The sequence below is a fragment of the Sedimentitalea sp. genome, assembly GCF_039973035.1.
Lineage (GTDB): Bacteria > Pseudomonadota > Alphaproteobacteria > Rhodobacterales > Rhodobacteraceae > Sedimentitalea.
Genome location: NZ_JBDWLR010000007.1, coordinates 85,540 through 99,396, shown reverse-complemented (window position 1 = coordinate 99,396; position 13,857 = coordinate 85,540). Strand labels below are relative to the sequence as shown.

The window sequence follows — 13,857 nt, the reverse complement described above, 5'->3', positions numbered from 1 at the left end:
CTGGGGCCGCGTTAAGCCACTGGTTGCGGCCATGGGCACTGCATCACGCCGAAACGCGTCGGTATATCTCTTTGCCATTCTCAATCTGCTTCATAGCAAACATTGCTCGAAAAAAACGGAACTAAAACGCGACAAGACCAGTGCAGAGAAACAAGGTGTTCGGCTTGAACATATCCAACCAGGCAAACCACAGCAGAACGCCTACATTGAGCGCTACAATCGCACCGTTCGCGGTGAATGGCTGAGCCAATACATCTTTGAAACCATCGAGGAGGCACAGGATGAGGCAACCGAATGGCCCTGGACTTACAACAAGGAACGACCCAACATGGGCATCGGCGGCATCACACCCGCCATGAAACTGAAAACAGCTGCGTGAATTCTACGGCTGAGCCCCATTAAAAATGGGGGTATTACCACAGCGCCAACTCTTTCGGATACAGTTTCTTTGCAAGGAATTGGCATCCAGTTAAACAAATTTCGAGTGCCAAAGGCGTTGCTCTACCCGTCCTCGTCAGATTGTTGACAAAGACGGTATGTCTCGCGGTATCTGTATGGTGGACCAAACACGTAAGTTGGATACTTCAGGAGCCTTTGGGATGTATAAACTATTCTACTCTTTGAAAAGCGCCTCAATGGGCATCCGCGTTCTGTTGGAAGAGATTGGTGCGCCCTACGAGCTCATTCAAACTTCAGTAGATAAGGATACGCCGCGACCGCCAGAGCAGCTCGCAGTTAATCCCAATGGCTGGGTTCCGGTTTTGCTCTGGGAAAATGGTGCGATGTACGAAGCCGCAGCCATCACGATGTTTCTGGGTGATCGTCACCCCGAGGCACAGTTAGCGCCCGCCATCGACGATCCATCGCGCGCGGTATTTCTACAAACTTTGGTCTACTTTTCCAACTCGGTGCAAAACGCCTTTCAGCTTACCTATTACCCAGATCGATTTGTTGATGATCCCAAGGATGAGCCAAGTGCGCAGCAGCGCGGCAACCGGAGGCTGAAAGAGACTTGGGCAGTCATCGACGAACAAGTTGGCGACAAGGAATGGATTCTTGGCGATCAGTTCAGTGCAGCCGATATCTACCTATTCATGCTGACCACCTGGTTGCGTACTGCAAAGGGGCATCCCGCAATGGTCGAATTTCCGAATGCCAAACGCATCGCCGATAAAGTCTTGCAAAGGCCGAGTATACAGCAGGTCTATCGACCATGGATAAAGAACCCCGAGTATTAGACGCAATAGGCTGACTAAAAGGCAAGTCGCGGCGTATAGAACATGCGGCCCCGAAAGGACTGCCCTACGGAGCCGTTCACAGGTCGCCTCGCGTTCACCATTGCGGCCATCCATGCGTTGTGCAGCTTCGGTCAAAGTGGGCTCGTTCTAGACTTCGCTGCACTTGCGAGCGATTTTCAACCCCTTTTTCTCTTAGATGTCGGCTTAGCGGGACTCAACAGACCTTGGTGAGGTAGTCACGAACGGCTGGTTAGAGATTTCTACTATCGTTGGGCTGACTATTCAGCGTCGTTTGGAAAGATTGCGGGCGAAGCTGCCGATGTCTGTGAGTATTGATGCTTTTCATGCGGCCTTTTGTTGTTGTCCGTCAGTAGGCGATAGAACACAAACACACCGAGCAAACATAGAACCGCGCCGATGAAAATAAAGAGGCCACCCGGTTGACCTTCGCGCATAAACATTGATGCCGTGATCGGCCCCGCAGTAGCTCCAATTGAGAACGATAACAGCAGTCCACCGCTTGTTTCCACCATACGGGCGTTTGGAACAACGTCGTTCGCGTGAGAAATGCACAGTGCGTAAATTGGAACCATCAATGCCCCGTGACACCCTGCGACAATAAAAGTTGCGAGTCCTTCTGGTACCATATCGAAACCGATAATGAGACCCGTTATGATTGTGCCAAATGAAATTAACGAAATAACGATTCTGCGGTCAATCCGATCAGACGCCCAGCCGAGCGGCCATTGAGATACCGTTCCGCCCAGCACAAAAGCCGCCATCAACAACGCCACGTCAGCCGTCTCCATGCCGCGATCTTGCGCAAAAACAGGTCCGAGCGTCCAAAAGGCACCTTCGACGATACCCGCGAGCAAACAACCGACAACCCCCACAGGTGACACTTTATAAAGCGCTTTGAGATCAAGTTTCGCAAATGGCACCGGAGATGGTGCAGGTGTTGGTGTTAAACTGATCGGTACTATGGACAGACAAATGAGGATAGCGACCAAGATGAATAATGTCGCATCTAGCGTGTTAAACGAATTGACCATTAGCTGCCCCGCCATAGTGACGATGTTGGTAATAATAATGTAGATAGACAGCGTTTGACCTCTGTTAGCATTGCTTGTGCTGTCGTTTAGCCAGCTTTCGACCACGACGTAGAGTATGGCCAAACACGCGCCACTTATGAGGCGAAGCCCCCCCCAAAACGCTAGATCAATGAACAGCGGAAAGGCGAGGAAGGTCGCTGTCAGCAACGCCGTGACACCTGCAAATGTTCGGGCGTGACCGACGCTCTTGATGATCTTGGGGCCGAGGAAGCAGCCGATTGTGAAGCCGCCAAAATATGCGGTACCAAGCCAGCCGATCAGTGCGCCTGAATACCCTTCCTGAGTCGCACGTATTGGCAGCAACGTCTGGAAAAGACCATTACCCGCAAACAAAAGTGCAGCGCAACTTAGGATTGCGATGATAGTAATTGTTGTTGAGCGGGACGTGACCATTCAATGTGTTCTTTCGAGAGCGTGTTAGCACTCAGTCATCAACTAGGCCGTCAAATGAAGCAAGCCTAACGTGAAAGCCGACATTCGTTCTTGCCGCAGCATTGGTAACTATGGGCTCAAACCAGTCATTTGACAGTTTCGGTCAAGATCGGATGGCGCTGATCGCTCTTCAAGGTCGGCTATGCGGACTCTGCAGCCATTCGCCAATTCAGATCCAACGTCAGCTGCATCTTCACAGCGCGTTGCACCAGAGATTACTCTCAATTTCTTCCCGGTCGGGGAACGGAACGAGCCGGCAGATGGAATTAATGTCCTCCAGCCATACGAAAATGGACAGAAAGGGGCGATTATAGGTACGCGGAGGCACCGGTCACCAATAGATGTTTCCCAGCGAGGTTAAGCTCCATCAACCATCCATAGATTTGCGGCCCCGGATCAATTGCGAGATAGCAACCGCAATCACCAGTCCGCCGCCATAGAACAGGTTTTGTACAAAGCTGTCCACGCCAAGGAAGTTCAGGCCCATGATCCCGGTAGACAGGAAGTAGACCGCGACAAAAGCACCCGGCGCATTGAACCTGCCGGGATAAATTGCCGTCGACCCAAGGAAGGCTGCTGCGAAGGCTGGCAACAGGAACGCCAACGCGGAGGATGGATCAGCCACGCCGCGCATGCCTGTGTATAGCACGCCAGCAAAGGCCGCCAAAGTAGAGGACGCAATCAGCGCGCCAGTGCGCATGCGGATGACGTTGACCCCTGACAGCCGCGCAACCTCACGCCCCCTGCCCACAAACAACATGCGTCGCCCAAGGGCGGTGTACTGAAACAGATACCAGATCGCGACTGTGAGGATCAGCGCGTAGTAGAACCCCACAGGTATGCCTAGGAAACGGGTTAGGATCACTGCTTTGACCAGCCCCATAGACACGCCCGCAACGGTGCCACTGTCCGCGATCCACAGGATCATACCCGATATGAAATACCCTGTGCCAAGTGTCACAATCAGTGAAAACACACCGAAATATATTATAAAGAACGCATTTATCGCGCCCACCAACGCCCCTGTGAGCAGAGCAATGACAATGGCGCCGGGGATCGGCAAGCCCAACTTCACATTCAACACCGCAATCACCATCGAGCTAAGCCCCATGGTGCCTGCTACAGACAGGTCAAAATCCCCCGTGGTCAGTGGGATGATCAAGGCTAGGGTCAGCACCACCACCATCGCGTTGGATCCGAACATGGTGGCATAGGAATTCCATGCAAACATCTGCGCAGGTTTAAACATGCCAAGCACAAGGATGATCACAATCCACGCAACCACGAGGCCGTATTTCTCGGCCCATGATTTCCAGCTTTCACGAGGTGTCGCGTTGTGCTGCGCTGTCTGGTTTTCCAGATCGCGGATGCGCTGTTCAAGCGCGGCAACGCGGTCTTCGTAGTTATTTTGGTCCATACTCATCCTCAGGCCAACTCTGTCATCGAGCGATAACAATGTTCGGCAATCGTTTCTTGTGTTAACTCTGCGCCCGAGAGTTCTGCTACGATCTGACCACGGGCAAAGATCAGTACGCGGTGACAGATTTGCGCAAGCTGGTCATAGTCGGTCGAACCAACGAGGATACACGCGCCACCCTCTGCCGCACGATCCAGCGCGTCCCACAATTGTTGGCGCGCACCTACGTCTACGCCTTGGGTGGGCTCATCCAACAACAGCACGCGTGGTTCAATCTGCAGCCATTTCGCCATCAGGGCTTTTTGGGCATTACCACCCGAAAGCGCCTCAAGCGGAAGTGCGGGCACGTTTGGCTTCACGCCTGCCCTTGCTCCAATGCTATGGGCATGTTGCTCAATAGCGCGGGTGGTCAGGCCCAGACCTTTGCGCAGGCGATCAAAGACGGGCATTGCTGTATTGTCCGCTACGGGCAATGATCCGACCCCGGCAGCCCCCAATCGATCAGCCGGCAGATATGCCATGCCCCAATCCAGAGCCTCCTCTGGGATCATCTGCGCAAGAGGTCTTGTTTCTCCGTCTAGCTCAATCGTGCCAGCGCCTGCTGCCCGCGCACCATAGGTGAGTGCTGGCACCTCATCGCAGCCAGATCCGATCAATCCCGTGAGACCAAGGATCTCCCCCTTGGCAATGTCAAAGCTAAGCGGCCCCACCCCCGGCCCCGCGAGATCAGTGACCCGCACGCGTGTTTCCGCATCATTGAGGGATTTTGCATGGCCGCCGTAGTCTTCCAGAGAACGTCCGATGATGCGTTCGACAAATCCGTCGTGCGAGGTGTGCGCTGTCTCGACCGTGTCGATCAGGTGCCCATCGCGCAGGATGGTTGCACGATCCGTGATTTCGCGCACTTCATCCACGTCGTGGCTCACGAAAATGACACTCGCACCAAGGTCGGTGCATTGGCGCACAAGGCGGAACAATTGCTCAACACCTGCGCGCGGCAGAAAGGGCGTGGGTTCGTCCAGCACCAGAACGCCGGGGCGGTCGGCATGGTCTTCGCTGGCATGGCGCAGCTCTTCGTAGGCGCGTACAATGGCCAGCAGAGCTTGTTGGACGGGTGAAAGTTGCGCGACTTCAACACGAGGATTGATCGCAAGATCGAAGCGCGAAAAAATATCAGAGGCTTCGCGATGCAGCGCATTCCAGTTAAGGCCCCAACCGTCTTCCGTCGCCAATTTGTTCAAAAACAGGTTTTCCGTTACCGAAAGAGAGCCGATCAACCCAAGGTGCTGGTGGACAAAGGCAAGACCCATCGCGCGGGCTTTCACACCCGACACCGGCAAGGGTAGAGACTGATCATAGGGGCGGATCGACGCCCCTGGCTCTGGGGTATGAAACCCGGCCAAAACCTTGATCAAGGTAGATTTTCCAGACCCGTTAGAGCCAAGCAACCCGTGAACTTCGCCACGGGCTACATGCAAAGACACATCGTTCAGTGCATAGGTGCCACCGAACTGCTTTGACAGGTGTTCAATCTCAAGTGCGGCACCCCCAAAAGGGATGCCGCGTGTATGGTCGGTTACGTTCACTCTAGGCCCCAGAGCGCTTTAAAGCCCGCGGTGTGTACGTCTCCGTAACCGTCGTTAAACGTCGCTGGGGTACCCGCCGTTGCCACGTTTTCATCCGAAAAGATATAGGCCGGCGTGTTCAGCTTGGTGACAGGATCCAGACCGCAAAGCAGGCGCATGTTGGCGTCTGTGCCCGCCATGCCAACCCAACCAAGGCTTTCACCCACGTTCATTTCAACGATGTCCGCCTCGCGCATCATGTCGAGCACGAAAGGCGTGCCGTTGTAGCTAACAATCTTAGCGTTTGAGCTGGCGATCTGGATCGCGGGCACGATGAACTGCGACATGGAGTCATAAACGGGCAGCACATAGTTGATGCTTGGGTCTGCAAGCAGCGCGTTCTGCACCGCTGACTGACCTTGGGTTGCCCAATCGTTGACCGGCACATTGATGTATTTGGTCTGACAATCGGGGCAGTTGTCCTTGAGATAGCCAAGGATTGCATCGCGCAGCGGGCCTGTGGGTGTGATCTCATCCGGGCCAAGCACCAATGCGTTTACCTTGCCTTCAGTTTGCACCATAGCCCATGCGGCGATGATGTTGCCAATGGTCACGTAGTCGGTATTGGCCGCGCCATCCATGAACTCAGGTGTTTCTTGCGTGGTCGCATCCCAGTTGTGGGTCGCTGTGGCTTTGACGCCTGCGGCTTTGGCCTCAGTGATTTGTGGCACCAAAAACTCAGGGGGCAAACCACCCTGCATGTCGATCAGGTCAAACCCTTCGGCCACGGCAGTGTTAATGCCTTGGATCCACCCGGCTGGGTCCATTTGGGTTTCCCAGTCGCGCAGTTCAAACCCGACCATAGCAGCCGCATCCACAAAACCTTGGCTGATCGCTGCGTTGAACGGATTTGCGTTGGTCAGAGGAATGATGAACATCTTCTTGTCCGCCATGCAGCTTTTTGCATCAAACGCAGGGCCGGGGGCCTCAAAGGTGGGCAGTTGGCTGTGTTTTGCGATCAACGCTTTGGCCGCGTCCATATCCGCAAGTGCCGGGCTTCCCAAAGCCAGTGCCGCGACGGCGGCTGTCATCAAACGTTTCATTTCTTCTCTCCCTTTGGTTTATTATTTTAGACTGTCGAAGTAATCGATTGCACCTTTGGTGGTGACGAGGTCAGCGTATTTTGCGCTCATATCGAACAGGTTGGCTTGATGCGGTTCATCCGCACGATCACCAACGCCGTCCTCAACCACCAGCGTCACAAAGCCGTGGCTGATGCTGTCGATGCAAGTCGCGCGCACGCAGCCGGATGTGGTCACACCGCACAGCAGTAACGTGTCGATGTTCATGAAGTGCAATGTCGAGGCCAGCGAAGTGCCAAAGAAACCGCTGGGGTATTGTTTGGAAATCAAGATATCGTTTTCCTTGATCTCTAACGGCGGCATCAGTTTCTGGGTTTCAGCCCCAGCGTCGAAACAGGAAAGTGCGGGGACTTTCGCATAAAATGCGCCGCCATCACTGCCTCCGGGCTGGTATTTCACTTCCGTGAAAATCACCGGAACACCTGCGGCACGGGCAGCATCCGCCAGTATCGCAGAATTGTCCAAAGCGATCTGGCAACCTTCCCCACCATAAAGCGGTGCCGCAGGATCAAAGTAGGCTTTGGCAAAATCAACCAGCACCACTGCGGGGCGTTTGCCCCATGATTGGCGGGCATGATACCCCGCCTTTTCATAGTTCTGGTCAAGGTTCTCTGCCATTACTCAGCCGCCCGTGCGAATTGGCCCCGAAACACTGGGGTTGCGGGGGGCTCAAACCCGGTCTCTTTCAGGCAACGACCCTTCAGCTCCTCGATGGAGGAGAACCCGCGATTGAACAGCTCCGGCTCCCCGCGTTTGCTTTCCATGGTCTCGCGCAGCTTGGTGGTGGCTGCGGTATCGACCTTGCCGGATTTGACCACGACACCGTAACGTTTGGCCCCGTTGACCGTCACCAGCCCCCGCTTGACGTCCTTCAGCACCAGTTCGGGATCACGCTCCAGCGGGTTGCCCCAGCCGCCGCCACCCCAAGTGTTGAAGTACAAGATATCCCCCGGCTGCACCGCGATCCGGTCGCATTTGGAGGGGATATTTTCCTCGCTCCCGTCAACGCGCACCAATCGCTTGGTGGACCGCATGCCCGGCTCTCCACCGTTCACGGCCCAAGGATAAGTCAGCCAACGATCATCGTGGATCGAAACCTCGCCCGCCTCCAGCATTTCATATGCAATTGTGATGCCATTGCCGCCGCGATGCATACCCGCGCCGCCACTGTCTGGGATGGTCGCATATTCACGGATGCGCAGTGGGAAATACGCCTCAAGGAATTCATTGGGCACGTTGGTAAACGCTGGCCACATGGAATGCCCGTCAGGACCATCGCCCGCAGGCCGCCCCGGCACACCGCCAAAGCCGATCTGGAACAGCTGATACCAGTCACCGTCCTTATCGAACCCAGAATACATGAAGTGGGGTGAATCAGAGAAGCCGGCAGCATTCAGCGCATCGGGTGCCCCCTGCCCCAGCAAGCCACCCATCAGATCAAAAATCCGACCCAGCATGTGGGTTCGGCAGGACAGCGCAGCGGGCTTTTGTGGTTTCAGGATACAGCCTTCTGGGATGTAGACTTCAACCAGGTCATAGAACCCATCGTTGAACAGAATCTGCGGATCAAACAGGTTGATCGTAAATGCCCCGAAGAACATCTTGAACATTTCTTCGTTGAGCAGGAAATTGATCGAGCTGAACGACTGCGGGTCCGAGCCGGTGAAATCAAAGTACGCAATTTCTCCCTCGCGGTGCAGGTGACAGGCAATCTTGTAGGGTCCATTGCCCATCCCATCGTCGTCAATCCAATCCTCGAAGTAAGCCTTCTTGCCATCCACAGCTTCGGGAATGATCATCTGAATGATCGCGCCCATGGCCGCTTTGTTCCGGTCCAGCATATCCTCCATCGCGCTGATATAGATGTCTGTGCCAAAACGTTCGATGTTCTCGCGCACGCGCCGTTCAGCCAGACGCAGACCCGCGATAATGGCAAAGAAGTCGGATTTGTTCCACTCTGGCATCCGCGTGTTGTGCAGCATGATGTTCAAGAGTTCGGATTGCAGTTCGCCACCACGATAAATCTTGGTGGGGGGGATGATAATGCCCTCTTCGTAGATCATCTTGGCGTCTGTCGGCAGCGATCCCGGCACTTTGCCGCCCACGTCAGTCATATGACCAAACATTGCGGCCCAGCTGACCAGCTTGCCCTCATGAAAGATGGGCATCATCAACAGCCAGTCGTTCAGATGGCTGACTGCACCATTACAAGAGTAAGGGTCGTTGGTGATAAATATGTCGCCATCTTCCACCGTGCCCTCGTAGCCTTGCATAAAGCCATAAAGGAAACTGCCGAACTGTCCGACCACCATCTTGCCATCTTGATTGGCGATCAACGGGAACGCGTCGTGCTGTTCGCGGATACCGGGGCTCATCGCCGTGCGGAACAGAACTGCGTCCATTTCATTGCGCGCATTGCGCAGGGCGTTCTCTACGATATCAAGCGTGATGGGGTCCACATCAACCCGAGAGAACGGTGTGGAATTGGTCTCAATTACCTGTGCTACCATTGTTTTCTCTCCTCGTCTCAGCGGTTTCTATTGTGGCTTGTGGGCCAGATCAGGATGTTCCCGACGTCGTCGATTTCACCAATGTGGTCTGGCAGGATGACCGAGGTGCTGTCCATTTCGGTCACCACGGCAGGGCCTTGGACTTCGTTGCCGGGTTTGAGTTTGGACCGGTCATAGATATACGCGTCATGCCAACCAGCATCCGCATACATCTTGGTCGCCATGACCCGCGCGCCAGAGGCATCTTTGCCTGCTTTGGCACCTTCAGTATTGATAAAGTTCTTCTCTGCTCCCTGCACCACCGCGCGCAGGCCAACAAGTTCGTGCTCCGCATCCAGCGCAAAGGTGAATAGCTGCTCATGCTCGGCGTCAAAGCTGCTGGCGACACCAGCAAGCCCATCCCGCGCAAAGTCTTTGGGGCTGACATCAACAGTCAGTTTCATGCCTTGGCCTTTGTAGCGGATGTCGATCTGGTAGAACACATCTTGTTCATGAGCAGACACACCTTCGGCGGCGAGGTCTTGGCCGGCACTTTGTTCCAGCTCTTTCAACATCCGCGAAATTTCGGCGTCGCTGGTGTTGCTGACGGGTGTTACATAGGTCTGCGTTGCCTCGTTGCGCAGGCGCGTTGTGGCGTCGCCGTAAGCGCACAGCACGCCCGGACCCGGCGGAATGATTGTCGGCCATGACCCGACCAATCGCGATAGCGCATTGGCGTGCAATGGTCCCGCTCCGCCAAACCCGATCAACGCAAAATCACGCGGGTCATAGCCTTGCTCAACCGAGACCAGCCGCAGCGCACCACACATGTTTTCGTTGACGATGCGAATGATCCCTTCCGCAGCGTCTTCCAGCGAGGTGCCGATGGCGTCCGCGATTTTCTTGACCGCAGCCTCTGCCTTGGGATGGCTGATTTCCATGTCACCGCCCAGCTTGGCCCCAGAGGGCAAATAACCCAGCACCACATTGGCGTCCGTCACAGTAGGTTCTTCGCCACCCTTATTATACGCCGCTGGCCCCGGATCCGCGCCCGCCGATTGCGGGCCAACACGCAAGGCCTTCGTCAACTCCGGCACGTAGGAGATTGAGCCTCCGCCCGCCCCCACCGTGCGCACATCGATTGAGGGTGCACGTACGGTGACGTCACCCACCCGCGTTTCGCGCCGGGTACGCGCGACACCGTTTTGGATCAGGGCCACGTCCGTGGATGTGCCCCCCATGTCAAAGGTCAGCAGGTTCTGGAAGTCCGCCTGTTTGGCAATCCAAAGCGCCCCGGATACACCGCCCGCAGGTCCAGACATTAGCAGGTTGACCGGGTGCTCCATCGCGGCCTGAGCCGAGCTAAGGCCCCCATCAGAACGCAGGATTTGCAACAGCACATCACTGCCCATGCGCTTGCGCAATTCGGCCTGTAAGTTGTCGACGTATTTCTCAACCACGGGACGCACATAAGAGTTCACGACGGTCGTTTCCGTGCGCTCGTATTCATACATCTCTGGCATAACCGCTGCCGAGGTAGAGACCGGAATGTTCGGTGCGATCTCTTGCGCTATCTCAGCGATCCGGCGTTCGTGCGCGTCGTTTGTATACCCGTTGAACAGCGCAATCGTCAGCGCCTCGATGCCTGACTTCAGGAGCGTTTTCAGGTCTTTGCGGATCTGTGCCTCGTCCAGCGGCACCAACACATTGCCTTGGGCGTCCATCCGTTCGTTTGCTTCGATGGTCAGCTCAAGAGGGGCCAATGGCTCCGTCTTGTTCCAGATCACCCAGCCGCCCAAACCGCCGGGCACAAAGGAACGCGCAATTTGCAGCGTGTCTCTGTAGCCTTTGGAGGTAACGAGCCCGACCAACGCGCCGGAGTTGGTCAAAACTGTATTGGTTGCAACGGTTGTGCCGTGCAGCACCTCGGTAATGTCGGTCGTGCTGATCCCGGCAGTCTTGCAAATCTTCTCAATACCGTTGAGCACGCCGATGGAACTATCCGCCGGGGTGGATGGCACCTTGGCCGTAAATGTGCGCCCGTTCTTTTCATCAAGCAACAGCAGGTCCGTAAACGTCCCGCCTACATCCACACCAAGACGCAAACCTGTCCCACGCGGGCCAGAGCGGCGTTGTTGGGACAAAGCGGCTGTCGCCGATCCACCTGTGGTTTCGATTTTTTGCAACCGCTCCTCGAACGCGGCCAAGCGGGCCTCGTACTGGCGGATCAGATCATCCGTTCCTGACATATGCTTCAACCCATCTCCCTGTTATTTCTTTACGTGAGGGGGTCACCCTCATCTCCCTATCAGCCACTGCCAAAAGCTGCGTTTGCGCGGGCTGGCGTCATTTGACCCAGCAAGGGCCACAGCCCGTTCCGACATCTCAAGCACCTTTTCGACGGTGGCTGTTTTAGTCTCTATTTTGCGGTCTCTCTCAGCAATTTCGCCTTCTAGACGCTCCCCTGCCTGCAACGCCCGATCAAGCATATCACCCGTGCGCGCGACGGCTTGCTGACTTTGCTCTGCGTCGCGGATGGCAACATCCAACATTTGCAGCGCGCGGTTCGTGGCGTTATGGCTTTTCTCAGCCCCGCCAATCACATCGTCCAGCATCGCCAATGCGCGATCCGCAGTCTCACCCATCGCTTTTGCCTCAGTCTCTCCGGCGGCTTTGCCCGCTGCGGCATATTCCAGCGCCCTTTCCAGCAACGCATCAAAGCGTGCATTTTGTGACAAGCTGCTTTCCAGGCGATCCTCTGTTGCTTCCAGCGCATTTAATGCCCGGCCAGAAACGTCTGCCAAACGTGCGTTGTCGTCATTCCCTTCGCGACCTTCCAAATGCGCCAAGGCGCGTTCCAGCAAATCAGACAAGCGCGCCTTATCCGCTGCGTCTTGCTCGATCTGGCTTGCCGCTTTGTCCAAGGCATCTGCCTGTCGATCGGCAATGCTCCTTAGTGCATCGATCTCTGCCAAGCGCGCGTGCATGTCATCAGACAGCTCTTCAACCTCGTCAAAAAGCAGGTTCATCAATGCGGCCTGATCAACCTTACCGCCGCTCAGATCGCCCTTGCCGACATCAGAGATATCCAATCGGAGCCGGTTTTCGTTGTCCCGCTGGGAGGGGATCAGCCCTCGTGCTGCTGCATCCCTGATCTTGATCCGCGACATACCCAATCTGTCCGCCGCTTCGGCGACGGACAGAAATTGCAAACCAGATTGGGCGGAACGGGGATTCATGCAGTCATGTTCCCTTAGATAATGCCCGCGTCTTTGAGACGCGCCTGTTCATCATCATCAAGGTTCAACAATTCACCAAGAACATAATTGTTGTCCTCACCCAGCGTTGGGCCAACATGGCGCACGGCACCGGGCGTATCTGACAAGCGTGGTGCCACGTTCTGCATCTTGATAGGGCCGAAATCGGGGTGTTCAACATCCACAATCGCCTCGCGCGCCTTGAAATGCGGATCTTCCAGCATATCCTCTGCCTTGTAGATCAGACCGCAAGGCACACCAAATTCGTTCATTCGCTCTTCGAGCTTGGTCAGCGGGATCGTGCGTGTCCATTCGTTGATCAACCCGTCGAGCTCTTTTTGATATTTGCCTCGTGCGGAATGGGTCGCGTAACGCTCATCCTCGGCCAATTCAGGTTGACCCATGGCTTCGGCCAGACGTTTGAACACTGTGTCTTGGTTCGCAGCAATCAGCAGCAGTTTGTCATCCGCCGTATCAAACACGTTCGACGGAGAAACATTGGGCAAAATTGCCCCTGTGCGCTCGCGGACATACCCTGCGACGTCGTATTCTGTGACCAGCGATTCCATCATGTTCAGCACGGCCTCGTAGATCGCGCTGTCGACGACCTGCCCCTTGCCAGTTCGCTCGCGGGCATGGATGGCAAACATCGCGCCCATGCAGGCATGGATCGCCGCCAGTTCATCGCCAATGGAAATGCCCATGCGGCTGGGCTGCGTGGAGGGGTCACCGACAACATAGCGCAGACCGCCCATTGCCTCCCCAATCGCACCATAGCCTGCGCGTTTCGAATAGGGGCCCGTCTGGCCAAAACCCGTGACCCGCACCATCACCAGACGCGGGTTAATCTTGGACAGCTCTTCATAGCTCAAGTTCCAACGCTCCATCGTGCCGGGGCGGAAGTTCTCTATCAGGATGTCTGTATCCTTGACCAACTGACGGACAATATCTTGTCCATCTTTCTCGCGCAGGTTCAGGGTCAGCGATTTCTTGTTGCGCGCCACAACGGGCCACCACAACGATTTCCCATATGGTTTCTCACGCCCCCATTGCCGCATGGGGTCGCCAACACCGGGCGCTTCGATCTTAATGACCTCTGCACCAAAGTCCGCAAGAAGCTGCCCACAGAAAGGCCCCGCCAACAATTGACCCATCTCTAACACCCGAAGATCGCTGAGTGCGCTGTCGCCTTTTGGTGCTGACAT

General features: G+C 55.5%; 11 protein-coding genes. 2 read left to right on the top strand and 9 right to left on the bottom strand.

The window, feature by feature from the left end; genetic code table 11:
- Window positions 1–379 (top strand): transposase (locus ABJO75_RS01250; RefSeq protein ID WP_348432354.1); only part of this gene is annotated, 379 nt, incomplete at its 5' end.
- A gap of 220 nt (window positions 380–599) precedes the next feature.
- Window positions 600–1,238: a glutathione S-transferase family protein gene (locus tag ABJO75_RS01245; RefSeq protein ID WP_348286007.1), complete on the top strand. Its 639-nt coding sequence runs from the start codon at window positions 600–602 to the stop codon at window positions 1,236–1,238.
- 278 nt (window positions 1,239–1,516) lie between these two features.
- Here the strand turns inward: ABJO75_RS01245 and ABJO75_RS01240 are convergent, their stop codons facing one another.
- From ABJO75_RS01240 to ABJO75_RS01200, 9 genes are all read right to left on the bottom strand, one after another.
- The gene (locus ABJO75_RS01240) at window positions 1,517–2,743 is read right to left on the bottom strand and encodes an MFS transporter (protein ID WP_348286008.1); all 1,227 of its coding nucleotides are present in this window, start codon (window positions 2,741–2,743) and stop codon (window positions 1,517–1,519) included.
- A gap of 406 nt (window positions 2,744–3,149) precedes the next feature.
- Window positions 3,150–4,199 (bottom strand): ABC transporter permease, encoded by a 1,050-nt coding sequence (locus tag ABJO75_RS01235; RefSeq protein WP_348432352.1) that lies wholly within the window; start codon window positions 4,197–4,199, stop codon window positions 3,150–3,152.
- Between the two features lie 8 nt (window positions 4,200–4,207).
- Complete coding sequence (locus ABJO75_RS01230; RefSeq protein ID WP_348432351.1) at window positions 4,208–5,785, bottom strand: sugar ABC transporter ATP-binding protein; 1,578 nt, start codon at window positions 5,783–5,785, stop codon at window positions 4,208–4,210.
- Window positions 5,782–6,867: a sugar ABC transporter substrate-binding protein gene (locus ABJO75_RS01225; RefSeq protein ID WP_348286011.1), complete on the bottom strand. Its 1,086-nt coding sequence runs from the start codon at window positions 6,865–6,867 to the stop codon at window positions 5,782–5,784. The genes ABJO75_RS01230 and ABJO75_RS01225 overlap by 4 nt, the downstream gene beginning before the upstream one ends.
- 21 nt (window positions 6,868–6,888) lie before the next feature.
- Window positions 6,889–7,524, bottom strand: a complete 636-nt coding sequence (locus ABJO75_RS01220; protein ID WP_348286012.1) for an isochorismatase family protein — start codon at window positions 7,522–7,524, stop codon at window positions 6,889–6,891.
- A complete protein-coding gene (locus ABJO75_RS01215) occupies window positions 7,524–9,416 on the bottom strand; it encodes a hydantoinase B/oxoprolinase family protein (protein WP_348432350.1) in 1,893 nt (630 codons plus the stop codon). Before ABJO75_RS01215 ends, ABJO75_RS01220 begins: the two co-directional genes overlap by 1 nt.
- A gap of 17 nt (window positions 9,417–9,433) precedes the next feature.
- Window positions 9,434–11,644, bottom strand: coding sequence for a hydantoinase/oxoprolinase family protein (locus tag ABJO75_RS01210; protein WP_348432357.1), 2,211 nt, complete (start codon window positions 11,642–11,644; stop codon window positions 9,434–9,436).
- A gap of 48 nt (window positions 11,645–11,692) precedes the next feature.
- Window positions 11,693–12,634 (bottom strand): hypothetical protein, encoded by a 942-nt coding sequence (locus ABJO75_RS01205; RefSeq protein WP_348432349.1) that lies wholly within the window; start codon window positions 12,632–12,634, stop codon window positions 11,693–11,695.
- A 14-nt stretch (window positions 12,635–12,648) separates the two neighbouring features.
- Window positions 12,649–13,857 carry a CoA transferase gene (locus tag ABJO75_RS01200; RefSeq protein WP_348286016.1) on the bottom strand — a complete coding sequence of 403 codons (1,209 nt, stop codon included), beginning with the start codon at window positions 13,855–13,857 and terminating at the stop codon, window positions 12,649–12,651.

Bases quoted from the DNA above. Each gene is read 5' to 3' on its own strand.
- ABJO75_RS01245 (WP_348286007.1), top strand. From the start codon at position 600: ATGTATAAACTATTCTACTCTTTGAAAAGCGCCTCAATGGGCATCCGC.
- ABJO75_RS01240 (WP_348286008.1), bottom strand. From the start codon at position 2,743: ATGGTCACGTCCCGCTCAACAACAATTACTATCATCGCAATCCTAAGT.
- ABJO75_RS01235 (WP_348432352.1), bottom strand. From the start codon at position 4,199: ATGGACCAAAATAACTACGAAGACCGCGTTGCCGCGCTTGAACAGCGC.
- ABJO75_RS01225 (WP_348286011.1), bottom strand. From the start codon at position 6,867: ATGAAACGTTTGATGACAGCCGCCGTCGCGGCACTGGCTTTGGGAAGC.
- ABJO75_RS01220 (WP_348286012.1), bottom strand. From the start codon at position 7,524: ATGGCAGAGAACCTTGACCAGAACTATGAAAAGGCGGGGTATCATGCC.
- ABJO75_RS01215 (WP_348432350.1), bottom strand. From the start codon at position 9,416: ATGGTAGCACAGGTAATTGAGACCAATTCCACACCGTTCTCTCGGGTT.
- ABJO75_RS01210 (WP_348432357.1), bottom strand. From the start codon at position 11,644: ATGTCAGGAACGGATGATCTGATCCGCCAGTACGAGGCCCGCTTGGCC.
- ABJO75_RS01205 (WP_348432349.1), bottom strand. From the start codon at position 12,634: ATGAATCCCCGTTCCGCCCAATCTGGTTTGCAATTTCTGTCCGTCGCC.
- ABJO75_RS01200 (WP_348286016.1), bottom strand. From the start codon at position 13,857: ATGTCAGCACCAAAAGGCGACAGCGCACTCAGCGATCTTCGGGTGTTA.